The organism is Arsukibacterium sp. UBA3155 (assembly GCA_002364615.1).
Taxonomy (GTDB): domain Bacteria; phylum Pseudomonadota; class Gammaproteobacteria; order Enterobacterales; family Alteromonadaceae; genus Alishewanella.
In genome coordinates, this window is the sequence record DEYP01000030.1 from 56,818 (window position 1) to 79,938 (window position 23,121).

20 protein-coding genes are annotated in these 23,121 nt (G+C 46.8%); 12 read left to right on the forward strand and 8 right to left on the reverse strand.

Features of this window, described 5'->3' with window-relative positions; genetic code table 11:
- Window positions 1–121 precede the first annotated feature (121 nt).
- The 3 genes from B2X65_RS17570 to B2X65_RS17580 all read left to right on the forward strand — a co-directional run bounded on the left by B2X65_RS17570 (window position 122) and on the right by B2X65_RS17580 (window position 5,174).
- Complete coding sequence (locus B2X65_RS17570) at window positions 122–2,548, forward strand: TonB-dependent receptor domain-containing protein (protein WP_290614912.1); 2,427 nt, start codon at window positions 122–124, stop codon at window positions 2,546–2,548.
- 161 nt (window positions 2,549–2,709) lie between these two features.
- Window positions 2,710–3,735, forward strand: coding sequence for a LacI family DNA-binding transcriptional regulator (locus B2X65_RS17575; protein ID WP_290614914.1), 1,026 nt, complete (start codon window positions 2,710–2,712; stop codon window positions 3,733–3,735).
- Window positions 3,736–3,947: 212 nt separating this feature from the next.
- The gene (locus B2X65_RS17580; protein ID WP_290614916.1) at window positions 3,948–5,174 is read left to right on the forward strand and encodes an MFS transporter; all 1,227 of its coding nucleotides are present in this window, start codon (window positions 3,948–3,950) and stop codon (window positions 5,172–5,174) included.
- A gap of 141 nt (window positions 5,175–5,315) precedes the next feature.
- On the opposite strand, the gene B2X65_RS17585 is transcribed toward B2X65_RS17580, so the two are convergent.
- Window positions 5,316–7,256 carry an amylosucrase gene (locus tag B2X65_RS17585; protein ID WP_290614918.1) on the reverse strand — a complete coding sequence of 647 codons (1,941 nt, stop codon included), beginning with the start codon at window positions 7,254–7,256 and terminating at the stop codon, window positions 5,316–5,318.
- A gap of 230 nt (window positions 7,257–7,486) precedes the next feature.
- On the opposite strand from B2X65_RS17585, the gene B2X65_RS17590 reads away from it, so the two are divergent.
- Window positions 7,487–8,434, forward strand: a complete 948-nt coding sequence (locus B2X65_RS17590; protein WP_290614920.1) for a carbohydrate kinase family protein — start codon at window positions 7,487–7,489, stop codon at window positions 8,432–8,434.
- A gap of 76 nt (window positions 8,435–8,510) precedes the next feature.
- On the opposite strand, the gene B2X65_RS17595 is transcribed toward B2X65_RS17590, so the two are convergent.
- Window positions 8,511–8,939 (reverse strand): potassium channel family protein, encoded by a 429-nt coding sequence (locus B2X65_RS17595; protein ID WP_290614922.1) that lies wholly within the window; start codon window positions 8,937–8,939, stop codon window positions 8,511–8,513.
- 249 nt (window positions 8,940–9,188) lie between these two features.
- Between B2X65_RS17595 and katG the strand changes: the two genes are divergently transcribed.
- Window positions 9,189–11,453: a catalase/peroxidase HPI gene (gene katG / locus B2X65_RS17600; protein WP_290614924.1), complete on the forward strand. Its 2,265-nt coding sequence runs from the start codon at window positions 9,189–9,191 to the stop codon at window positions 11,451–11,453.
- Window positions 11,454–11,479: 26 nt separating this feature from the next.
- Here the strand turns inward: katG and B2X65_RS17605 are convergent, their stop codons facing one another.
- Window positions 11,480–12,370 carry an ion transporter gene (locus B2X65_RS17605; RefSeq protein WP_290614926.1) on the reverse strand — a complete coding sequence of 297 codons (891 nt, stop codon included), beginning with the start codon at window positions 12,368–12,370 and terminating at the stop codon, window positions 11,480–11,482.
- Between the two features lie 417 nt (window positions 12,371–12,787).
- On the opposite strand from B2X65_RS17605, the gene B2X65_RS17610 reads away from it, so the two are divergent.
- Window positions 12,788–13,501: a PEP-CTERM sorting domain-containing protein gene (locus tag B2X65_RS17610; RefSeq protein WP_290614928.1), complete on the forward strand. Its 714-nt coding sequence runs from the start codon at window positions 12,788–12,790 to the stop codon at window positions 13,499–13,501.
- A gap of 97 nt (window positions 13,502–13,598) precedes the next feature.
- Here B2X65_RS17610 and B2X65_RS17615 read toward each other — a convergent pair whose 3' ends face one another.
- Complete coding sequence (locus B2X65_RS17615; protein ID WP_290614930.1) at window positions 13,599–14,867, reverse strand: DEAD/DEAH box helicase; 1,269 nt, start codon at window positions 14,865–14,867, stop codon at window positions 13,599–13,601.
- A gap of 42 nt (window positions 14,868–14,909) precedes the next feature.
- Entirely contained in the window at window positions 14,910–15,215 is a 306-nt protein-coding gene (locus B2X65_RS17620) for a DUF6172 family protein (RefSeq protein ID WP_290614932.1), read from the reverse strand.
- 374 nt (window positions 15,216–15,589) lie between these two features.
- Between B2X65_RS17620 and B2X65_RS17625 the strand changes: the two genes are divergently transcribed.
- Window positions 15,590–16,510, forward strand: a complete 921-nt coding sequence (locus B2X65_RS17625; protein ID WP_290614934.1) for a tetratricopeptide repeat protein — start codon at window positions 15,590–15,592, stop codon at window positions 16,508–16,510.
- Between the two features lie 6 nt (window positions 16,511–16,516).
- Here the strand turns inward: B2X65_RS17625 and B2X65_RS17630 are convergent, their stop codons facing one another.
- Complete coding sequence (locus B2X65_RS17630) at window positions 16,517–16,885, reverse strand: DUF1294 domain-containing protein (protein WP_290614936.1); 369 nt, start codon at window positions 16,883–16,885, stop codon at window positions 16,517–16,519.
- 51 nt (window positions 16,886–16,936) lie between these two features.
- Window positions 16,937–17,470 carry a GNAT family N-acetyltransferase gene (locus B2X65_RS17635; RefSeq protein ID WP_290614938.1) on the reverse strand — a complete coding sequence of 178 codons (534 nt, stop codon included), beginning with the start codon at window positions 17,468–17,470 and terminating at the stop codon, window positions 16,937–16,939.
- Window positions 17,471–17,698: 228 nt separating this feature from the next.
- Between B2X65_RS17635 and B2X65_RS17640 the strand changes: the two genes are divergently transcribed.
- The 5 genes from B2X65_RS17640 (at window position 17,699) to B2X65_RS17660 (ending at window position 21,793) form a co-directional block, all read left to right on the forward strand.
- Complete coding sequence (locus B2X65_RS17640) at window positions 17,699–18,526, forward strand: MipA/OmpV family protein (protein WP_290614940.1); 828 nt, start codon at window positions 17,699–17,701, stop codon at window positions 18,524–18,526.
- A gap of 229 nt (window positions 18,527–18,755) precedes the next feature.
- On the forward strand, window positions 18,756–19,166 hold the full coding sequence (locus tag B2X65_RS17645; RefSeq protein ID WP_290614942.1) for a GreA/GreB family elongation factor: 411 nt from the start codon (window positions 18,756–18,758) through the stop codon (window positions 19,164–19,166).
- Entirely contained in the window at window positions 19,163–19,567 is a 405-nt protein-coding gene (gene rnk, locus B2X65_RS17650; protein ID WP_290614944.1) for a nucleoside diphosphate kinase regulator, read from the forward strand. Before B2X65_RS17645 ends, rnk begins: the two co-directional genes overlap by 4 nt.
- A gap of 183 nt (window positions 19,568–19,750) precedes the next feature.
- Complete coding sequence (locus tag B2X65_RS17655) at window positions 19,751–20,776, forward strand: DJ-1/PfpI family protein (RefSeq protein ID WP_290614946.1); 1,026 nt, start codon at window positions 19,751–19,753, stop codon at window positions 20,774–20,776.
- Window positions 20,777–20,797: 21 nt separating this feature from the next.
- On the forward strand, window positions 20,798–21,793 hold the full coding sequence (locus tag B2X65_RS17660; protein WP_290614949.1) for a GlxA family transcriptional regulator: 996 nt from the start codon (window positions 20,798–20,800) through the stop codon (window positions 21,791–21,793).
- Window positions 21,794–21,922: 129 nt separating this feature from the next.
- Here the strand turns inward: B2X65_RS17660 and B2X65_RS17665 are convergent, their stop codons facing one another.
- Window positions 21,923–23,056, reverse strand: a complete 1,134-nt coding sequence (locus B2X65_RS17665; RefSeq protein WP_290614951.1) for an alpha/beta hydrolase — start codon at window positions 23,054–23,056, stop codon at window positions 21,923–21,925.
- Between the last annotated feature and the right edge of the window lie 65 nt (window positions 23,057–23,121).

Here is a 23,121-nt window from a genome sequence, read left to right on the forward strand (position 1 = left end):
CTACAGGATTAAAACAAAAACAGAATAAGTGAGATGTTGGCCTGGCTGTAATTATACCCACAAACTTAAACGATTAAGTAATATATAACGATACCAATTTGAATTGACGAGGGTAAAACAGATGAAAACAAAAAATTTAAATCGTTCATGCCTGGCGCTTGCTGTAAGCCTGGCAATAGGCTCTGCTACTGTAAACGCACAGGAAACAACTACTGAAAATGACGTTACAGCGACAGAATCCAGCACAACGTCAGGCCTTGGTTTTGAACGTATTGTCGTTACCGGGGCTGTTTCACGTAATCAGTCAGTTATGCAATCAAGTGTCTCAGTCAGCACCCTGACATTTGAAGATATCGATGTAACGAGCCCTCGCTCTACAGCAGAAATTTTCCGAATGTTACCCGGAGTAAGAAGTGAGTCTACCGGTGGTGAAGGCAATGCAAACATTGCTGTACGCGGCTTACCGGTTGCTGCAGGCGGTGCGAAGTTTTTAACGTTACAGGAAGATGGTTTACCAGTACTGCAGTTTGGTGATATTGCTTTTGGTAACGCAGATATTTTTGTCCGGGCAGATTCAACCATGGCCAGATTAGACGTCATTCGTGGCGGTTCAGCCAGCACCGCCGCAAGCAACTCACCGGGTGGTATTATCAACTTCATCAGCAAAACCGGCGAACACCAGGGCGGCAGCATCGCTGTTACGTCAGGCATAAACTACGACCAGTTCAGAACTGATTTTGAGTTCGGTGGTGACATTAACAATGACATGCGTTTTCATTTTGGTGGTTTTGTTCGTCAGGGTGAAGGTGTTCGTGACCCAGGCTATCAGGGTGAGCGCGGCTATCAAATCAAAGCCAATGTGACAAAAGAATTTAACACGGGCTACGTAAGAGTTTATGCCAAACATTTAAATGATCGCGCCGCCAGTTATATGCCAATGCCAATGTATTCCGATGGCAGCTCAGTGCCAGGCTACGATGCACAAAAGGACACTTTGCAATCGGTCTATTTAAGCCAAACTGTGCGATTAAACGGTGATAATCAGATCTCCCGCGGTGATGTACGCGACGGCATGAATCCGAAAGTTGACAGTTTTGGGGTTGAAGCCCAATTTGATTTAGACGAAAACTGGACCTTAGACAATCGCTTCAGAATTAGTGACATCAGCGGTAATTTTATTACGCTGTTTCCTGCTGAAGTTGGCAACGCACAGGATATTGCCAACAGTATTACTGGCGATAACGCGACGCTCACTTATGCTGTTGGCCCTCAGGCTGGCCAGGAATACACTGAAGCGGATGCCATGCGGATCCATACCTTTGATGTTGAAATCAATGACTTTGGCTCTATAGTAAATGATTTGAAATTGGCGAGAAGTTTTGGCGACGTAGATGTCACTTTTGGCTACTACATGGCAGATCAGACTATCAGTATGTCATGGCTATGGAACTCTTACCTGATGGCCTTAAAAGGAGATAATGCAGAACTGTTAAACGTTAACGCCGCGGATGGAACTGCGTTTTCAGAACAAGGGCAGCTGGCATATGGCGTTCCGTTCTGGGGAAACTGCTGCCAACGTAACTACGACACCCAATACAGTACGAAAGCCCCTTATATTAATGTGGGCTGGGCCTCTGGTGACTGGTCACTTGATGCCAGTGTAAGGCGGGATAATGGCAAAGCAACGGGCACCTATGCCGGCGCTTCACAAAGCAGCCGGGATATGAACAATGATGGCGTTATCAGTCAAATTGAGCAAAGTGTATCTGGTATTGATTTAGCAAACCCGCAACTGGTCAATTACAGTTGGGGCTATAATTCGTACTCTGCTGGCGCTAATTACCAGTTCAATCGCGACTGGGCAATGTTTGGCCGGATCAGTAAAGGCGCCCGCGCTAATGCCGACCGCCTGCTATTTGGTAAAGTTAATGCTGATGGCTCAGTGGCTCGTGAAGACGCAATTGACGAAGTAAAACAATATGAAATTGGTAGCAAAAGCCGCCATGGCAATCTTAATCTATTTGCTACCTTGTTTTTCGCTGAAACTGATGAGCAAAACTTTGAAGCAACGACACAACTCTTTTTTGACCGGGTTTACAAGGCTAAAGGTATAGAACTGGAAAGTAGCTACCGGATAGGTGACTTTGACTTTCGTGGTTCAGTAACGTTTACTGATGCGGAGATCAGCAGTGACGCATTAAATCCTGATGTCGTTGGCAACACGCCTCGCCGCCAGGCAGATATGATCTACAATTTACTGGCACGTTATACCATGGATAATGCGCAGATAGGCGTTAGTCTGGTGGGCACAACTGATTCCTATGCTCAGGATAATAATGATCTGAAATTCAGTGGCTATACTCAAATTAATGCTTTTGCAAATTATGAACTTGCCGAAAACCTGACACTCTCGCTGAACGTCAATAACCTGTTTGATACCATTGGAATTACCGAAGCTGAACAGGGTAGCGTTCCGGACAATGGGATTATTACCGCGCGGACTATTAATGGTCGTACCGCTTCTTTAGGCTTGCGTTATCAGTTTTAACAAAGATTGCTAACAAATATAAAGCGGTTGCAAAGGCAGCCGCTTTTGTTTTTGTGGGCATTTAACTCATTTTCGCACAATAAAACTTAACGTTTAAGAACATCTGTAATACAGTGCTGCCGGAACTACTTTACACTTTTCGCATAAGGATCAGCTACTAAATGGCCAATGTTACGCTTAAATCATTAGCAAAACACCTTGGCGTGTCGATTGCTACCGTTTCCAATGCTTTTAACCGCCCTGACCAACTATCAGCTGATTTAAGGCGTCATATATTAAAAGAGAGTGAGAAACTCGGCTTTACAGGCCCGAATGCTACGGCGCGAAGTCTTCGGACGGGTCGTTCAGATATGATAGCAATTTTATTGTCAGACACCCTTGAGTATTCCGTCAGTGATCCTGTAGCAAATCAGCTGATTAAAGGTATTGCTGAGGTGTTACAGCAACAAGGCAAAGATATGCTGTTATTGTCGGGTAGCAAAGCGGTGCACAGCACAGCTGAAGCGCTTCCTGACGGTTTCATTATTTATGGCAGTCCTAAAAATCACGAACAGCTGGAGCGGGTCATACAAAGTGGCAAGCCGGTGATTAGTGTCGATTGCAACCTGGCTGGTATTGGCTCAGTTAATATCGACAACTACCGCTATGCTTACGATATTGCCCACTACGCCCTGCAGCAGCAACCTGGCAAGGTGGCAGTACTGGGCTTGCGTTTACTTGATTCTAACCGGGTATGTCGCATGCAAAGCCACGAGCTCTACGATCAAAATGAAGCCATCTCCCGTCGTCGACTTGATGGCTATCTGGCGGCGGTGACTGATTTAAAACGTGAAATTAGTGCAGATCAAATCTGGCATATTCCGGTTAATAACCATCACTATGCAGAAATTGCTGCCCGTGAAGCGCTGACACAACACCCGAGACCAACTTTGTTGTTGTGCATGAGCGATCGGATTGCACTTGGTACAATGAGTGTAGCAAGGCAACTTGGCTTAAAAATTCCGGAAGATGTTAAGTTGGTTGGTTTCGATGGTATTGAAGAAGCCGAGCGAGCTTATCCTACCCTGACAACTATCGCTCAGCATAGCGATGAAAAAGGCCGCACAGCAGCCAGCATGCTACTGGCCGGTGATGTGCAGCAGGACATATTGCTGGAGTGTGAATTAAGGCTGCGTGCCAGCTGCTAACAGCCTAAACTGATTAATCCGCAACTTTTGTGTTCATTTTTCGAACTCCGGCTTGATACTTAAACGTTTAAGGTGTAATTTCAAGTATGGCTTTAGCGAGCCTGGAAAACCAATAAATCAAAAGCCACCATACAGTGGTAGCCAGAAAACAATAACACTACTGGCATTATAAAACTGACAGGCAAAATGCCTGCATAAGACAGGGTAATAACATGCAACACAAACCAGTAATTACCACGGCTGTGGTGACCGAGCATACCTATACCCAGGTAAAGTGGATGACTTGCCTGATGTTCTTTGTTTTCGCTATGACCACTGATGCCGTAGGGGTGATTATACCGGAAGTGGTCAAACAATTTGATCTGAGCCTGACCCAGGCCGCAGCGTTTCACTACGTGCCAATGATCTTTATTGGATTATCTGGCTTATTTCTAGGGCAACTGGCAGATCAACTTGGGCGCAAAAAGATCATTTTATTTGGCCTGTTTATTTACACACTTGCCTGCTTCGCTTTTGCGCTTAACCAAAGTTTTTACTTTTATATGCTGCTGCTCGGCTTATGCGGCCTAAGCATCGGTTTATTTAAAACCGGTGCCCTGGCTTTAATTGGTGATATCAGCCCCAACCCCCTTAGCCACACCCGTTTAATGAACCGGGTCGAAGGTTTTTTTGGACTGGGTGCTATTGTTGGCCCGGCACTGGTCGCCGTCCTGCTGATGCTGGATATGGCATGGGAGCAACTGTATCTGGTTGCAGGTTTGATTTGCGCGATTTTACTGATTATCGCCTGGCGCATGGACTACCCTGCTTATGTCACCCAGCCAAAAACGTCTATCTGGCACTGTCTGAAACTGGTTAAAAACCCTTATGCGCTTGGCTTTTCGCTGGCAATAGCCTGCTATGTAGCCACTGAAGTGGCGGTGTTTGTCTGGCTACCCACCCTGCTACAACAATACGAAGGTCAATACACTTTACTGGCAGCCCATGCCATCACAGTATTTTTTATCTTACGCACCACGGGTCGGTTTTTAGCCGAATGGTTATTAACCCGCTTTAGCTGGACCATTTTGCTAGCCTGGTTCAGTACTGCCATTGCGTTTTGTTTTGTTTTAAGTATGAGCCAGGGTGTTGCCTGGGCATTGTGGCTGATGCCACTCTCGGGCTTATTTATGTCAATGATGTATCCAACTCTTAATTCTAAAGGCATTAGTTGTTTTCCCCGACATCAACACGGAGCGGCGGCAGGTTTAATTTTAGCTTTTACCGCATTGGCCGCAGCTGTTGGGCCATTAATGATGGGCATTGTTGGTGATATTTTTGGCGATGTCCGCTACGGGTTTTACCTGGCAACGGGCTTTGCCGTTATTATGAGCATCGGCTTATGGTGGAATCACCTGAAAAACCCTGCGGAGCAACAACTGCAGAGAATGTCACACTAATTTGTTTTATAAAGCGGTTTCTTTCCTTTTCTGCCCCGTACAACGGGGCTTCTTTTTGCTTTTGCTAACGTTATTTTCTTAACAACAAAAAAAGCCGGCCGGTAGTTTTACTACAGGCCGGCGTGAACTGCTTATGTAAATTTAACTAATTGCGCTTAACCACAGCACTTGGTAAGGCTTTAACATCATACTTTGGCTGTCAAACCGCTGCCCGGTTAATTCGTCACGCCATTTTCCTGCTGTTAATCCGGTATACAGCTGGTCTGATTCACTAAAATTTACCACACAATGTAAAGCTTGCATGTCAGCTTGTCGCTGATAGACAAACACATGTGGATTGCCACTTGCTAAGATTTCTGTGCTGCCCGGCCCTAACACGGCTAACCCGGCCCTCACGTTAAACAGATGCTGTAACTGCTGATAAATACGTCCGGATAAACTTGCAGGGTCTTTTGCTGTTAACAGCTGCTGTTCCGACACTTTAACCCGGTTTACCCAGCGGCTATCATCCTGTTTCGCTGGATCTTGCTGGTAGCTGTAGTCATTTAGCAAGCCTAACTCATCACCCATATAGAGTAACGGTAAGCCGCCAATACTTAAAATAACACTGTTTAAAATAAAAATTCTAGCCAGTGCTTGCTGAAGCTGACGCTGTTTTTGTGTTTCATCCGCATTTTGTAGTGCCTGCTCTACCCCGGTAAGCGACGCCAGCATGCCAGCGACACGACAATCCCCCGTAACAGGGTTTTGCTGAAATGGCACGCCAGTGGCAAAACTTCCGCTAAATTGACCGGTGTAAAACTGGTTTAAAAACTGGCGGTGATGCTCAGGATTAATACCCAGTTGCCAGGCCACATTGTCATCAAAGGTCCAGCCAATATCATCATGGCAACGAATATAATTTACCCAGCTGCAATGCGGGTCTATCGCAAAACGTCGCTGTAGTGATTCGGTTAATAGACGGGTTTTACGGGTTGCCAGGCTATTCCACAACAACGCCATCAACAATGGGTTATATGATAGCTGGCATTCTTCGGGCGAAATGTATTTTACTACCTCATCCGGATGCACTATTGCTTCAGATTTAAATTGTAATGCCGGTGCAGCAATGCGGGCAACCGCATTAAATGCCTGAATTAACGTGTGAGCTTTTGGCAGGTTTTCACAACTTGTGCCAGCTTCTTTCCAGACAAACGCCAGAGCGTCTAACCTTAGTACCGCCGCGCCCTGATTGGCAAGAAATAACATTTCTTCGGCCATGGCATTGAATACTGCAGGATTGGCGTAATTTAAATCCCACTGAAAGCTGTTAAAAGTTGTCCAGACCCAGCGTTGAGCAAGGGGTTCAAATGTGAAACAGCCGCGGCGTATCTCAGGGAAAATTTCACGCAACCATGGTGAATACTGCTCGCGCTGCTGCTCGGTAAAAAAGAAATAAAACTGCTGGTAATCCGTATCACCTGCTTTGGCTTTTTGTGCCCAACGATGTTCATCAGAAGTATGGTTAAACACGAAATCAAGCACCGGCCGGATACCATTCTGATGCAGCTGCTGCATTAACTTAGCCAGCTCTGGCATGCTGCCAAGCGCAGGCATCGTTTTACGGTAATCAGACACAGCGTAACCACCATCGCTATTAGGCTCAGGTGCTTTAAATAAAGGCATCAGGTGCAGATAGTTAATGCCGGTTTGCTTTAAATAAGGAATACGAGCTGCCAGACCAGCAAAATTATCGGCAAATAAATCGACATAACAGGCAGAGCCCAAAGCGTGCTGATGTTTATGCCAATCTTGTGGTTCTTCATCCTCAAGGTGCAGATAATCAGGCCGTTGCGAAACAGACTTAGCCAATAACTTTAATAGCTGTTCAAGATAATAATAACTGTCAAAACGCTCGCCATAGAGGGGCAGATATAACTGCAATAACGCAGGTAAATGCTGTTTCAGGCGAGCCTGAAACAGCGGCCAGCGATCTTTCGCTATCGCTCTGAGTGACGAACTATATCGTTTAAGTATTTTGGCAGAAAAATCGGCCAGCTCAGCTGAGTCAAGTTGTAATTCTGATATGCTTTTCTGAACCATTTGTCTCATCCTCACGCAATAACTAACCGCTATAGTTGCTTTATTTAAGCTTAAATGCAACATCTCAAAAAAAATATAGCTGTTTTTTTGCGCTTAACGTTTACTAATTACAAACTATGACGTAGTGTTATCTTAATCATTTCAGAAAGCATCAACAAACTCTGATTTCTGATGTCCCTTTAACAAAGGTTCCCAGATAATTGATAAGAGTAAAGGTTAGAGGGGCAGGCATGTCATTACCCGTATATTGTTTTGGCGAAGTGTTGATCGACTTCTTACAAGACCCGCAACAACCAGGTTTATTTCGTCGTTTTGCTGGCGGCGCGCCAGCGAATGTTGCGGTTGCCGTTGCCAAGCTGGGCGGTGAAGGACGTTTTGTAGGTATGCTTGGTGCTGATATGTTTGGTGAGTTTTTGCTTTCAGAGCTTAGCCATTACGGCGTAAATTGCCATGCCTGTGCAACTACCAGCGACGCAAAAACAGCGCTGGCCTTTGTTGCATTAAACGAGGAAGGAGATAGAAGTTTCTCATTTTATCGGCCACCGGCTGCAGACTTACTTTATACCATGGCGCATCTACCAGACGGTTTTTGGCAAACCCCGGCAATTCTTCATTTATGCTCAAACAGTTTGACAGATAGCGCAATTGCGGACACTAGTTTTGCAATGGTTGAGCAAGCGCATAAGCATGGCTGGTTGGTGTCGGTCGATGCCAACTTACGCCATAATCTGTGGGCAAGTAGCCAGGCAGATATTAGTTTGGTAACGAAGTTACTGGAACAGGCCGATATCGTTAAGCTTAGTGATGACGAACTGAATTACCTTGCTCAGCAGCAGGAAGCGAAAACCTGGCTTGAACAATTACAGGCTAATCGTAATAGTTGGTTAGTGGTTACTGCTGGTAGTAATGCAGTAAATAGCTATGCAGCACATCAATTCAGTTTACCTGTTGCTGCAGTTAAGGTGGTTGATACCACAGCTGCCGGAGATGCTTTCGTTGGTGCCTGGCTTTATCAGCTTAGTCAGCACTTATCTGAGCACAGCTGGTCTTCACTATTGCAAGACAATATCAAACAAAAACTGATACTTAGCAAAGCGATTAAAGCAGGTTCGCTGACCTGCCAACACTTCGGCGCTTTTACCGCCTTGCCAACGCGATATAAGTGGGAGTCTGAATAATATTTTATGACCCATACATTCTGCATTGTGAGGAATTATTTATCGGATAGCGTTTAGTAGAATGGCTTACTGCAAATTATTTCCGCTCACTCCAGTTACGCTGCATCTCAAAAAATAAAAATGATGCGGTCCAGGTGATCAACACCAGGCCGGTTAGTGATTCAATGCCGGTTAAATACCGCAGCTCACCCAAAGGCGCAATATCGCCAAAACCAACGGTGCTGTACACGGTAAACGAAAAATAGACACAATCCATCAGGCTGCCATCAAAGTTGCCAGTGAGCTCACCCCAGCCAGCGGCCCGGTGCATCAGATAATACGCCAGCGCAAATACCCATATTTCAATAGCGTGGGCAATCAGCGCCCCGAACACCCCCACCACAATCCGATAGCGGTGTTTGATGTTCAGGCTGGGAATAAGCCGGGTCAGCCGGTACAAAAACTCGTAATGAATAAGCACCACAATGGCGACAACCACGCTGTTTAACAGCCACACTGAAATCATGTATTGCCCCTGGGTAAAATTAAACAAACACGGCTAGCAACATACACCACCCTCATACCGAACCGCACCTTAAATCGTTTTTATAGTTCAGGGCAATCAGTTTATTTCACATAAAACCATTAGGAACTTACTATACTCTGTTCATTGTTGTGCAGCGCCCACCGTTTTAGCAAGGTAGTTCCGGTGATTAGCCGCAAACAACGCGCGACTGGATATAACAACCATAGATAACTTTAAAGGACGCGAGTAATGAAAACACAAGCATTTAGTAAAAGCATACTGGCCGTTACCATGAGTATGCTATTGGCATCAGGCGCTGCTTTTGCCAACGAGCCACAAAAACCTGAAATGGTTAAGCCAAAAGGTGCAGTGGCAACCGGTGCAGTCAAAGGCGTGTCAGTACGAGACAATCAATTCTGGTGGCCAGATCAGCTGGACTTATCAGCCCTGCGCGACCACGATACACGTTCAAACCCCTATGGCAGCAACTTCAGCTATGCTGATGCGTTTAGCAAACTGGATCTGGCTAAGGTTAAACAAGATATCAATGCCCTGCTAACCGAATCGCAAGACTGGTGGCCGGCTGATTTCGGAAATTATGGCCCGTTCTTTATCCGGATGACCTGGCACAGCGCCGGTACCTATCGCACCCTGGACGGTCGTGGCGGCGCCGGTGGCGGCCAGCAACGTTTTGAGCCACTTAACAGCTGGCCGGATAACGGTAACTTAGACAAAGCACGACGGTTATTGTGGCCGGTAAAACAAACATACGGTGAGGCCCTGTCCTGGTCAGATTTAATGGTACTGGCCGGTAATGTTGCGCTGGAGAATATGGGCTTTAAAACATACGGTTTTGCCGGAGGCCGGGCCGATGACTGGGAACCCGACATGGTGTATTGGGGACCGGAAGTGGAAATGCTGGCCAGCGATCGGGAAGATGCCGATGGCAAGCTGCAGCGACCACTCGGTGCTACTCACATGGGCCTGATTTATGTCAACCCCGAAGGTCCAAAAGGAGTGCCGGATCCAATGGGTTCAGCTAAAAATATCCGGGTCGCCTTTGAACGCATGGCGATGAATGATGAAGAAACCCTGGCATTAATCGCCGGTGGCCATACTTTTGGTAAAATGCATGGTGCGCACAAACCCGCAGATTGCGTTGGTGCAGAGCCCGCAGTAGCTGGTATTGAAGAGCAAGGCTTAGGCTGGAAAAATAAATGTGGTAAAGGTCACTCTGAAGATACCGTCACCAGTGGTTTAGAAGGCGCCTGGACCCAGGCCCCTACCCGCTGGACCTCATTGTATTTAAGCAACCTGCTTAATTTTGAGTGGAAACAAACCCGCAGCCCGGCTGGCGCCATTCAGTGGATCCCCACCGATGAATCACTGCATAAAGCCGTACCTGATGCGCATGTCAAGGGTAAGTTTAACCCGCCAGTCATGACCACCGCTGACTTAGCACTTAAAGTCGACCCACAGTATCGCAAAATTGCCGAACGCTTTTTAGCCGATCCGGAAGAGTATCGCTTAGCCTTTGCCAAAGCCTGGTACAAACTAACTCACCGCGATATGGGCCCACCTCGTAACTTTCTGGGCAGCGAAGTACCGGCAGATGTGTTGGTATGGCAGGACCCGATTGACCAAAAAACCCAATCCACCATTAACGAGCGGGACGTTAAGACGCTTAAAACCCAAATTATGGACACCGGTTTAACCGTACCGGAACTGGTGCGTGTGGCCTGGGCCTCTGCTGCCAGCTATCGTGATACTGACATGCGTGGTGGTGCCAACGGCGCCCGTATTGCGTTAGCCCCCCAGAAAGACTGGGCAGTGAACAACCCGGAGGAAACCGCTAAGGTACTTGAAGCTCTAAAAGGCATTCAGACCGACTTTAACAAAAGCAGACGAAAAGTATCACTGGCCGATTTAATTGTGTTAGGTGGTGCCGCTGCAGTTGAGAAAGCGGCCAAAGACGCCGGTTATAACATTACGGTGCCATTTAAACCGGGCCGTGGTGACGCCACGCAGGACATGACAGATGTTAATGCCTTTAGCTTACTTGAACTGACCGCTGACGGTTTCAGAAACTATTTTGATGCCGACGCCAGCTACAAATCACCAACAGAAATGCTGGTGGATAAAGCCGACCAGCTGGATTTAACTGTACCGGAAATGACCGTGTTGGTTGGTGGCCTGCGGGTACTTGATGCCAACTACATGGGCGCAAAACACGGGGTATTTACCACCAAACCGGGTACCTTAAACAACGACTTCTTCGTTAATTTGCTGGATATGGCTACGGTATGGCAAAAAACCGATAAAGAAGGCGTGTATCAGGGTTCAGACCGTAAAACCGGTCAAGCAAAGTGGACTGCAACGCCGGTTGATTTAGTCTTTGGCTCAAACTCAGAGCTTCGTGCAGTAGCCGAGGTATATGCTTTTGATACCTCTAAACAGAAGTTCGTTGACGACTTTGTCAAAGCCTGGACTAAAGTAATGAACCTGGATCGATAAGCCATAACCAAACCTGGTTATAACTATTAAGGGCCTGCGGGCCCTTTTTTCCTGGCATGCTTTACCGGAGACTCGGGCTCAGTGAATTCTTCATTCAGCCAGGTGCCACAATATTTGCAGTAACGGGCATCCTGCTCATGCTGGTGAGCGCCACAGCCGGGGCAAGCTTCATCTGAATATTGCTCTTCACGCAGTGCCCGGATCACTTCCATCGAAAACACCCCAGCGGGTAACGCGATAATGGAGTAGCCCGACAGCATAATCATCACTGAAATAAACTGACCCAACGGCGTAACAGGCGCAATATCGCCGTAGCCAACAGTGGTAAGCGTGACAATTCCCCAGTACACCGACTTTGGAATGCTGGTAAAACCGGCATCGTCCGGTTCAATCAGATAAAGCATGGATGAAAACACCACCACCAGCATCAGCACAGAAAATAGAAACAACAGGATCTGACCCCGGCTGCGTTCCAGCGCTTTTAACAATAAGCGGCCCTGCCCGACCAGGGCGGTCATTTCAAGTACCCGGAATAAGCGCAGGGTGCGCAGTAAACGCAGTACTACCAGAGTTTGTGCGCCAGGGAAAATCAGTGCCAGCCACGTAGGTAATACTGCCAGCACATCAATGATGCCAAAAAAGCTTTTCAGGTAAATTTCAGGTTTTTCAAGGCAATAAATACGCAGAGCAAGCTCTATGGTAAAGAGTACGGTGACAACCCATTCGGTATAGTAAAAAAGCGTGCCGTACTGGTCGTGATATTCCTGCACGCTGTCGAGCATAATAATGGCGACACTGAAAAAAATCAGCAGCACCAAACAGATATCAAAGCCCTTGGCAGCAGGGGTATCCGATTCATAAATTATTTGAAAAATCCGGGTTTTCAGCCTGACTTTGGCAGGGCTTAATTCAGTCATTACAGAACCTTTTCATGCACCTGAGCAGAAAAATAATAATGTTAACCCGGCCCTCTGCAGCTATTCAGCTACTTTGCCAATAAGCGAATCAGGGGAAAGATGCTTCAGGCCTGGCTCAAATATAAATGAAACGCTGATTTTTTGCTAACTTAGCAAAACTGACAACCAGGTAAACATTGTCAGCGCATCAAATTCATGTTGTTTAAACTTGAACCTGATAAATATCAACAATTGACACTAATGTGTCATATTTTTTTACAGCAGCAAAGAAAAAGAACGAGGAAAGCAAAATTTAACTATATTTTTCAATAGCATAAATAGTAGGCGCATTTCTTGCTTTACCCACCCGCTTTTTATTAAGGTAAATGAAAAGTGTTTAATTTTCACAAAAAAAATTATAAATTTAAGGAAGATACAATGAAGAAAATGTTGTTGTGCCAAGCTTTAGTCGGTTTGACGTTTCTTGGAAGTGCACAAGCATCAATTATAGAATATAACGACGCGGCAAGTTTCAATGCAGCCCTTACCAGTGGAACAACTACGCTGGAAACGTTCGACGCTGAAACTGCTGGCGCGTTAACTCCAGGCGTTGAGAGACTATTTGAAGGCTTCGGCTTTTCATTTTTAAACGTCAGAGGCGATCAGCAAGCTGGTATCGCCACAGCAAGAAACGTAAATAGTGCCTACGGTACCGCGATTAATGACACTAACTCTGTAGCCTGGGGGGAGACTCTTTTCGAAACATCTGGCACTGGCGATGGCCCGAACATCACGTTCCGGTTTTTTGCGCCCATTACCGCGTTTGGTTTTGACTTTTCTGACTCAGATTCCACTGACAGTTATAGTGTGCAGTTTGACAGTGCCGCGCCATTTGCTTTAGACATTGCAAGCCGCGCGACTACTTTTATTAGCTTTTTCGGCTTTATCAGCGATACACCATTCACGACAATCCAATTTAGTCAGACTGCAACCGGTGGTTTTACTGAAACGTTTTCAATAGACAACATCACCACTAATGGTTTTAAAACTCAGGAAGATGCGGATGATGCTGTTGCGGTCCCCGTTCCTTCAACCATTGCTTTATTCGGCTTGGCTCTGATAGCACTGTTTACGCGCAGAAAGTCTGTGTAAAAAGCGGTAGCGTAGTGAACGGATGCTTAGCATCCCTTCACTACGATTTAAATATACAAAAGGGAAAACTGTTAACTTTTCATGTGTTTAATCAATATTATTTCGTCTGTTTTGGCTTGCTTTTCTGCTTAGCTTTACCCTGTCCTGCCTGATCGATAACCGTTGCGGTGGCTTTGTTCGAGCGGCCGGTTAATACCTTACGAGAAATGCTTTTTAGCAAAGAACCGCGATTACTGACTTCGAAGCCCGGTTTGTTGATGCGGGTGATATTACTGCCTATAAGCTTCTGGATCCGCTCCAGGGTTTGTTCTTCTTCGCGGCTAACAAACGAAATAGCCGTGCCAGAAGCCCCGGCCCGGCCGGTACGGCCGATACGATGCACATAGTCTTCCGGTAAATACGGCAGGTTAAAATTCACTACATAATCCAGGCCCTGAATATCCAGGCCGCGGGCCGCGACTTCAGTGGCAATTAACACCTGCAGCTCAGCCGATTTAAAATCAGCAATTGCCCGGCGTCGGGCTCCCTGGCTTTTATCAGCATGGCATACCGCAGCATTTACTTTGCGCTTTTGCAGCTCAGCTAACAACCGGTCGGCCTGCTCTTTGGTACTGGTAAATACCAAAACCTGAAACCAATTATGCTCTGCCAGTAACTTTTCAAATAATTCAATTTTGCGGCTTTCTTCTACCGGATACACCACATGGTTTACCGTGTCGGCCGCGCTGTTGGTTTTCGCCACCCGGATTTGCTGATGGTTACGCAGAATTTTATGCGACAACTCATTTACCGCAGGCGACGTGGTTGCTGAAAACAACATGGTCTGGCGCTTAGTGGCGGTTTGTTGCAACAGGTTAAACACATCGGTACTAAAGCCCATGTCTAACATACGGTCGGCTTCATCCAGCACCACAAATTCCACGTCACTGAGTATCACATTGCCCAGCGAAATGTGCTCCAGCAAACGGCCGGGCGTACTAATGACGATATCCACACCAGCAGCCAATTTACTGGCCTGACCGCCCATTTTCACTCCGCCGTATAAAGCTGTAGCGGTTAGTGACAAAAACTGCGCATAACCCGTAACGGCTAGCGCAATTTGTTCTGCCAATTCGCGGGTTGGCGTCAGGATCAGCGCACGCGGACGCTTCGCTGCGGTCGCTTTGGGCTTATCCAGCATTTGCTGTAAAACTGGTATAGCAAAGGCAGCAGTTTTGCCGGTACCGGTTTGGGCGGTAACCTGTAAATCTTTACCGCGACGGGCCGGCACTATAGCCTGCTGCTGCACTGAGGTCATCTCGCTGTAACCATACTCAACCAGGCCGCGTTGTAACTCTGTAGCTAAATCTAAAGATGAAAATTGCATAAAGGTTCCTCTGTAGATTCGCTACAGTTAATAAGAAAAAGATTATTCAGCGTCGTCTGCATCTACGCGTGGTTTATGGTTGGCGGCCCTGGCCAGAATTTCCAAATAAAACGCCGGTAATTCCTCTGCGGCTGCAGAATCAATATGTTTATTGATTTCTGAGGTGAATATTGGCTTCGCCTCAGGCTCTGACGCACCAAAACGACAATCGAAAGTCCAGTAGTCTGTGCCCTGTGGCAACGGCTTACGACGTTCTCTGTTCAGATACTTTTTAATCTCATGTTTAATAGCATCGACTAAACGAGCAGGTTGCAGCTTAGGGTGAGTTAACGCGAATGTTTTTTTCATCAAAAATCCTACAGGTGGGCACAATCACAACACAAAGCTGAACGCGCGAAATAAAGCGCGCATTCTACATGGTTAAGCTTAAGATAACTGCTTCTATCTGCGATTTGGCAGCACATTTAAGCAGAAATGTTTAATCAGCAATCACAACTTTGCTTCAGCCCCGCCAGGGTCCGGTTAAAAATTATCTGTAAGCGTAGTGCATGGCAGGTTAATGTAAAAGAAAATGAGCGGAGAATGGACGTTAACAATAATGTTGATCACCTCGCAATAACCTGGGGCTTTACCACTGAAGCGCCTTGGCAATTGACGCAAGCATGGCTAAGCGGCATAGTGATCAATTAATAGATTGGTATACTAACTGGTAGTTTTCTTCTATGCGCAGTGCTGTTGTTTTTTTCATGCTACTGGCTTTTAACCTGAGCGCCTCGGAGAACCTGAGCGATCACGAGCAATTTTGCCAACAAAACCCCGCCCAAAGCTGCGCGCAATACCTTGAGCAACAACTCGCTGCGTTGTCCCCATTTAGCCACGGTTGGTATCGGATAAAAGGGTTTCAGCTTGATTATCTGTTTGATCAACATCAGTTTCAGCTGTTGCAAGCGGAGGCTGAAGTGTTGCTGCAACAGCAAGCGCTACCCGATATGTTAAAACTACAAGTGTATTTTTATTACGCCAAAACGTTATTTATCAATGGGCGAGCCACAGATGCACAACACTATGCTAACCAGGCTATGCTGATGCTACAGGAAGTGTACGCCGCCTTTGGCAATCCACTGCGAATAATCGAATTAGCGAACTTACAATACTCGTTGGGCGAGCTTGATCAGGCCAAACAACTGCTTACCGAGGTTGAGCTGAAATATTCGAAAAGCAAAGACATGCTGTTTCTATTTGAGCTTTACTCAAACCAAGCGCTTATCAGCCATCAGCGCGATAGACTTGACGAAGCAGCAGAGTATCGTTCCGAGGCATTACATGCCGCCATTGCATTGGGGCATAACAACAAAATTATTATAGCGATGGGCAACCTGGCTCGAACTAAACAACTGCTGGGGCAACTACAGGCGGCTTATGAGCTGTATGAACAGTCGCTGGCTTATACCGCTAACCCGGAGTATCCGGTACAACATGCTATTCATCTTATCCGGCTGACAGAAATCTGCCTGCAGCAGCAACAGCCTGCAAAAGCCCTAACATTTTATAGCCGTATCGATCCGCAAGTTTTAGGTGCATACCACCAACAACTTTATCAGGAGTTTGGCACGGCTCTGGGTGTGGCAACCCAAGATAAGTAACCTTAGTTAATTAATAAACCAAAAAACTAATGCCGCGATATTAAGCAGTACTGTTAAGCAAAACATCAGCCGAAAACTGCGTTTCTTTGATTTGTGGCGCAAGCGGTGTTGCGCCAGCCAGGCACCCGGCCAACCGCCGAATAAAGCCAGCAGATGCAAGGTAGACTCTGGAGTGCGCCAGTGGCCTTGTTGCGCTTTGCGCTTATCCCAAGCATAACAGAGGTAGGTTATGACACTGGTCAGTGCATACCCGGCTAAAACATACAGCGGCAGTTTACCAGCGTAGCATGCTGCGCCCAGCAGTATAAAAAACAGCAGTACCAGACGCATCGGCCAGGCTGACGTCGGCTTTGCTACTTTTCCTTTTTGGCGCATTTAATATCTCGTTTTTATTAGGTTTTCGGGGGTGTTTTTATATAAGGAAGTTCACGGAGCCAAATATTGATACAACTTATTCTCTGCGCCATACAGGGTAATGCCGTGTTTAAAAGCAAAGCCCAGTTTTAGTAATAAGGCACTCGAGCGCAGGTTATCGGGCTTGGTTACCGCCAGCACCGTGTGCAAGCCATGTGTTTCAATAGCCTGGCTAAGCGTCGCTGTTGCAGCCTCCCGTGCATAGCCTTTGCCGCAACATTCCGGCAAAAAAGCAAAGCCTAAATCGGGATGGCTCAATTCAGCTCTTTTTAGCAAACCACACATGCCAATCGGGGTGGCCCGTTCAGCATCTACGCCCGAATCTGCGTGTTTTAACAGAACCATATTCAGGCCAAAACCATGGCTGTTATAGCTGGCAAGCGGGCCGTTAGTTAAGTAATTTTCCGCATCGGCCACGCTGCGTACTTGCTTATCGGCAATATAACGAATAAACGACTCGTCGTTTAATAACTGCACAATAAAGTCGGCATCCTCTAGCGTAAAACGGCGGATTATTAAACGTGCGGTTTCACAGATCAGGCTCATGATGGTTAGTATTCTCTGCTGGCAATTTTTTATGGCAATCTTAACCGGCATTGTAAACAGCTTTATTGCGGCAAACTATAGATTAGACTTCGAATAATCAGGGCGAACCGAACATTTAAATAATTAGCGCTATAAAGAGATCCGTTTAACATCGTTGTGCGTTCAGGTTGCGCAAATACTATACTTTGTGAATAGCATTTTTATTAAACCCCGTCTGGAGTGTGTTACATGAAAACGTATACCGCGTTATTGTTTATAGTTGTCTTACAAGTGTTTTTAGTACACACAGCTTTTGCGCAAGACAGTAAAACGGTATTGGTACCGCTGCCCTCAGTTGATGATTTCTCCAGGGGTGAAGATGGCTGGAGCTTCGGCTTAGGCCTTGGGGTTGAATATGAGACAGCCTACGAGGGCTCGGATGAGTTTGGTGTTGAGATCCAGCCTGCAGGAGCCGTGCAGTGGCGCAGCGGTGACAATGTATTCTTTTTTGCTGGTGAAGCGCTCGGCTGGCGCGGCCTTCGTTCAGATACCTGGCTACTTGAAGCCTTAGTAGGCTTCGATGAGGGCCGCGAAGAAAGTGATTCCGATGACGGTCGTCTGGATGGGCTTGGTAATATCGAAGAAGGCTTCCAATTCGTGCTGCAGGCCCGTCGTGCCCTGGCTGATGATTGGCGCTACTGGCTGGTTGGCCGGGCCGTAGCCACAGATGAAGGTAATCTTGGGCTGTTTGGTATTGGCCGGCGCTTCGGTGATAAGAATGACGGTTCCGGCCATGAAATTAATGCGGTAGTCGTATTCCATGACAGCAAATTCGCCAACAAAGGTTTTGGAATAACTGCTGAGCAGTCGGCGGCATCGGGCTTAAACCAAACCAGCTTAAGCGGCGGCTTGCGATCGTTTGGTCTGGATTATAATTATCGCCATATCGTTAACAATAACTGGCAGATTTTCGCCGAGGCGCTTTATGAGCATTACAGTAGCGACGTTCGAAGCAGCCCCATCGCCCGCAGTAGTTATGAAGCCGAGATAGGTATTGGTTTTATTTATGTTTTTTAGATTAACCAGCACCGTCATTTTAACTAATACTGTTGCAGTTTTACAGCCAATACACTATGGTTGCCGAATGCAAACCGCCATTACTTTCAAGGCAGTCAACCCCAGCGTTTATTGCCAGTATAATACTGCTATCGCCTGCCATTCCTAGGCCGGTTTTGCCCTGCGCGAAACCGGCTTAATACCTGCTTATCACCCCATATTAAAGTTGTCTCTGTATAGCGGAGCTATAATGTATTTCTGTTATCCCAAACAATCTAACAAGATTGTTGCTCGTCTTGTTGCCATGCTGTCCTGCCGGCAGTTTCTTCCACTTTCGGCGCTGCAATTAGCACAAATGTTTCATGCTATTGCCGATATTAAAAGCCAAAGCAGCCTATGCGCCAGCGGTTTTATCCGCCCCAGCAGTAAAGTGGAGCTGCAAAATATCGACACCGGCGAAAGTGGCTGGTTACAACTGGTTGATCCGGAACAAGCGGATTATCACACATGGCGTATCTCACTATTATCACCACTTGGCTGTGTTTTGCCTGGCAAAACCGCTAACGATGTTATTTCACTACAACTATTAGGATGCGCACTGCGCTTTCGCATACTAACGGTGCTTAATGTTAAACATAGTAAACTAAGGAGCCTACGATGACCTCTCCCGCTATCACCCTGTCCACCACCGATTATGATCGGCTGGATGCAATACTTAGCCAAATTAGTGCCGACAGTATTGGCTATACAACACTAAGTCAGGAGCTCGAACGTGCCGATTTAGTATCACCGCAGCAGCTGCCCGATAATGTGGTTAGTATGAACTCCAGGGTGCGTTTTCGCCTGGGCAATGGCAAAACCAGCACGCTAACCCTGGTTTACCCGAAAGATGCAGGTCAAAGCGACAACACTATTTCGGTGCTGGCGCCGGTTGGCTGTGCGTTAATTGGTCTGAAAACCGGCGACACGATTAACTGGCCGTTACCAAGTGGCGATATGTCAACGATAACAGTAGAAGAGGTTGTGTATCAGCCAGAGCGCGAAGGCGCCTATCATCGTTAAAACCCATTGCCGCGGTCAACAATATGTTTGTTTCGGGGTCGCCGCGGCTGTCAACTTTGGTGCAATAATTCACATAGCGGTTCAATAAGTTTAGGCTTTGGCAGAATATGTATGAAACGTGTCATACTGCCACTATTAACAAGGGATAAACTGAGCCAGATTTAAACCAACAGGATAACATCCATGAGAAATCTGATCGCTTTTACCGGTCTGAAGCTGGCAGGGTTTATGCAGCAAATCCGGCCACTGAGCTGGCTTACCCTCGCCTTTATGCTGCCGTTATTTGCTTTGCCAGTTCAGGCCAGTAAGCCTTTTAAAGTGGCTATATTGATGTTCGATGAGGTGCAGATTATAGATTTTGCAGCGCCATATGAAGTATTCGGCCAGGCTAAGTTTGAGGTGTTTACCGTCTCAAAAAACGGCAAACCGGTTACCACTGCGATGGGGTTAAGTGTTAACCCGCATTACAGCTTTGCTAACATGCCTGAAGCTGATGCCATTCTGGTACCGGGCGGCGATACCGGCAAGGTAATGCACGATCAACAAGTGCTTAGTTGGCTGAAAACCCAGCAAGGGAAAGCCGAACATATTTTATCAGTCTGCACCGGCGCCCATATTCTGGCTGAGGCAAGTTTGCTGGATGGCAAAGCAGCCACCACCTTTCATCGCGCTTTAAACAATTTTGAAAAGAACTACCCGGCAATTGCAGTAAAGCGGCAGCAACGCTTTGTCGATAACGGCCAAATCGTCACCTCCGCGGGTCTTTCATCCGGCATCGATGCCTCACTGCATCTGGTAAGCAAGGTACTGGGTGAAGATAAAGCCCGCACCGTGGCGCTGCACCTTGAATACGACTGGGATCCGGACGGTGGCTTTGTCCGGGCCAATATGGCCGACCGCATGTTGCCGCAAAACGACTACAGCTGGCCAGACGGTATTTTATTTGACCGGATCAGTGCCTTTGGTGATGAAACACGCTGGCAAGTTAAATATAAGGTTACAACCAGCGCCACTGCAGAGCATTTGCTGCAGGTATATAAAAACGCTATGGCAAAGCATGCTGACTGGCAATTAAATGATACCGGCGCAGTATTACAGGCCGAATGGCGCGGCGCTGCAGAAAACGCGGGTTGGTTAACCTCAGCAGCAGTGATTAACACTGCGCCTGATAGCTATGCTATTACCCTCAATATTTATAAGCGGCCATAGGTGTAAGTTGGTAGGTGACTAATGCTGCGCAGGAAAATCGGTTTTTTATTGTTTGACCAGTTTAACGGCCAGGACTTAATTGGCCCGCTGGAAGCGTTTCATTCTGTCAATAATGTCACCGACTCGCCCTACGAATGCATTTTTATAGGCCAAAAAGCGGGCCCGTATCGCTCTGAGGCCGGTCTGACCATGCTGGCAGACATTTCTTTGCAAGAGCTGGCTCTTAATGATCTTAATCTGGCAGACGCTGCGTTACCAAATAATACCCTGCTGGATACGTTGATTATTCCAGGCGGCGCCGGTTCGCGCGCGCCACTGGTGCAAGCGGCAATATGTCCGTGGCTGCGCCAGGTAAACCCGGCTATCAGACGGATTGCCAGTGTCTGCACCGGCGCTTTTATATTGGCTGAAAGCGGCCTGCTGAACGGTTTGCAAGCCACAACGCACTGGGCGTTTGTTGAGGCACTGGCAAAGCACTACCCGCAAATTCAGGTGCAGGCAAATGAGCTGTTTGTCGACAATGGCCATATTGCCACATCCGCAGGTATTACTTCGGGTATCGATTTGAGTTTAAAGCTGATTGAAAATGATCTTGGCAGCGACATTGCCAGCCAGGTAGCCCGCTATCTGGTGGTGCATTTTCGCCGCGCTGGCGATCAGGCCCAGTATTCAGTCCCACTGCAGTTTCAGAGTAAAACGGATACCCGCTTCAGTTCCCTTACGGGCTGGGTACTGCAAAACCTGCAGCGTGATTTAAGCATAAGCAGCCTGGCTGACTACTGCGGTATGAGTGAGCGCAATTTCTACCGTCATTTTGTTGAGCAGCTAGGCGAAACACCGGCACGATATGTCGATTCACTGCGTCTGGATTACGCCCGCCAATTGCTGGTTGAAAAAACCTGGCCAATCGACAAAATCGCAGAGGCTTGCGGTTATCAGAGCAGCGACGCCTTCAGGCGTGCCTTTGTCCGAAAATTCCTGATGGCACCCAATGCCTACCGGCAGCGCTTTCGTTGATACCAACAGTTGCCAGGTAAAGGAGAACTAAGAGTCTTATAAAAGCGATAACCGGGCATTAACGCCCAAAACAGCAACGCGTAAGTGTCGGCTGGCTTCGTTTGCTAGCACTTTGCAACTCGATAGATACTAAACAAATAAGCTTTCAAGCTTCTCTTTTTGTTCAGGACTAAGCTCATTTAACGTCTTTACTGCATCTTTAAGTGCTGCTTTGGCATCTTCTGCCATTTTGAAATGTAAATAAGCCTTAATTAAGGCTGTATGAGCATTCAAAGACTGAGGATAATTTGCTCGATTCCATTTCAGTAATGCCAGCGCATCATTTTGCCGGTTTAAATATTGCAGCCACCCAGCGTAACCGTTGGCTTTATCTTCTGGAATTATAATGTCTGTTTTGAGCAGCTTCGAGCGAATGGTAAATTTCGCCTGTAAATCAGCTAACGTTTTAGGCTCACCTTCTGGAATAGGCCATTCAGAAAACAAATACTTTAACCCGGCATACTGCCCTTGCAACACGGTCGTATTGTGGGTTTCATTGCTAAACGTCTGGGACGCGACGGTCAACTTATTAGATGGATAACGCGCTAGCACATCAACAAAACGTTGATACGGCTCTGTCATTGTCAATTCTTCATTGGCTATCGACACATACAAGCGCCCTTGCAACTGATCGCTTTTTAAAGCCTGCTCAGCTAATCCAAGCAATTGATGGTTATCCGAATACAAAGACGGGCTGATGGCGATAATGCCATCAAACAAACCAGGTCGTTTCACCAATGCATTGATAGCAAACTGACCACCATGAGACGTACCGGACAGTACTTGATAGTCCAGAGTACGGTACTGTTTTTTCACAAAAGCAATCACTTCGTTCTCAACAAAATCTAAAAATCTGTCTGCATTTTCCAGTTGACTAGGGTTTTGCTTTTCTAAAGGGGTTACAGTCAGATCTCTAACGCGAGTTTCTAGCGGGTTGACAATACCGACCACTATCATCGGCGACATTTGCTCGAATTTTGCTAAATAATCTACCGTACCGGCCGTATGTGGGCCCTGAATGTTGCCATCGGTCAGGTATAACACCGGATAACGATCCTGACTATTTTGATAACCCTCTGGCAGATAAATTACCAGATCACGCTTTTCGCCCAGTACAGCACTATCAATCATAAGTTCTTGTAATACCGGTAGGCGCGCTGCAGCCCAGCTACTCCAGTGGCTCGCCAAAATGAGCAGCAGTAATCCATGAACTATTCTTTTCATTGTTTTTCCTTAATTTTATAACGCTACTCGTCACCAGGAAGCGAACCGCTTTTAGCGCTAACGCC

What these genes read in the sequence shown, in the direction of transcription:
- B2X65_RS17645 (WP_290614942.1), top strand. Translation starts at nt 18,756, where the DNA reads ATGTATTTCTGTTATCCCAAACAATCTAACAAGATTGTTGCTCGTCTT.
- B2X65_RS17655 (WP_290614946.1), top strand. Translation starts at nt 19,751, where the DNA reads ATGAGAAATCTGATCGCTTTTACCGGTCTGAAGCTGGCAGGGTTTATG.
- B2X65_RS17625 (WP_290614934.1), top strand. Translation starts at nt 15,590, where the DNA reads ATGCGCAGTGCTGTTGTTTTTTTCATGCTACTGGCTTTTAACCTGAGC.
- B2X65_RS17590 (WP_290614920.1), top strand. Translation starts at nt 7,487, where the DNA reads ATGTCATTACCCGTATATTGTTTTGGCGAAGTGTTGATCGACTTCTTA.
- B2X65_RS17585 (WP_290614918.1), bottom strand. Translation starts at nt 7,256, where the DNA reads ATGGTTCAGAAAAGCATATCAGAATTACAACTTGACTCAGCTGAGCTG.
- rnk (WP_290614944.1), top strand. Translation starts at nt 19,163, where the DNA reads ATGACCTCTCCCGCTATCACCCTGTCCACCACCGATTATGATCGGCTG.
- B2X65_RS17595 (WP_290614922.1), bottom strand. Translation starts at nt 8,939, where the DNA reads ATGATTTCAGTGTGGCTGTTAAACAGCGTGGTTGTCGCCATTGTGGTG.
- B2X65_RS17620 (WP_290614932.1), bottom strand. Translation starts at nt 15,215, where the DNA reads ATGAAAAAAACATTCGCGTTAACTCACCCTAAGCTGCAACCTGCTCGT.
- B2X65_RS17575 (WP_290614914.1), top strand. Translation starts at nt 2,710, where the DNA reads ATGGCCAATGTTACGCTTAAATCATTAGCAAAACACCTTGGCGTGTCG.
- B2X65_RS17665 (WP_290614951.1), bottom strand. Translation starts at nt 23,056, where the DNA reads ATGAAAAGAATAGTTCATGGATTACTGCTGCTCATTTTGGCGAGCCAC.
- B2X65_RS17635 (WP_290614938.1), bottom strand. Translation starts at nt 17,470, where the DNA reads ATGAGCCTGATCTGTGAAACCGCACGTTTAATAATCCGCCGTTTTACG.
- B2X65_RS17605 (WP_290614926.1), bottom strand. Translation starts at nt 12,370, where the DNA reads ATGACTGAATTAAGCCCTGCCAAAGTCAGGCTGAAAACCCGGATTTTT.
- B2X65_RS17610 (WP_290614928.1), top strand. Translation starts at nt 12,788, where the DNA reads ATGAAGAAAATGTTGTTGTGCCAAGCTTTAGTCGGTTTGACGTTTCTT.
- B2X65_RS17570 (WP_290614912.1), top strand. Translation starts at nt 122, where the DNA reads ATGAAAACAAAAAATTTAAATCGTTCATGCCTGGCGCTTGCTGTAAGC.
- B2X65_RS17640 (WP_290614940.1), top strand. Translation starts at nt 17,699, where the DNA reads ATGAAAACGTATACCGCGTTATTGTTTATAGTTGTCTTACAAGTGTTT.
- B2X65_RS17615 (WP_290614930.1), bottom strand. Translation starts at nt 14,867, where the DNA reads ATGCAATTTTCATCTTTAGATTTAGCTACAGAGTTACAACGCGGCCTG.
- B2X65_RS17630 (WP_290614936.1), bottom strand. Translation starts at nt 16,885, where the DNA reads ATGCGCCAAAAAGGAAAAGTAGCAAAGCCGACGTCAGCCTGGCCGATG.
- B2X65_RS17660 (WP_290614949.1), top strand. Translation starts at nt 20,798, where the DNA reads ATGCTGCGCAGGAAAATCGGTTTTTTATTGTTTGACCAGTTTAACGGC.
- katG (WP_290614924.1), top strand. Translation starts at nt 9,189, where the DNA reads ATGAAAACACAAGCATTTAGTAAAAGCATACTGGCCGTTACCATGAGT.
- B2X65_RS17580 (WP_290614916.1), top strand. Translation starts at nt 3,948, where the DNA reads ATGCAACACAAACCAGTAATTACCACGGCTGTGGTGACCGAGCATACC.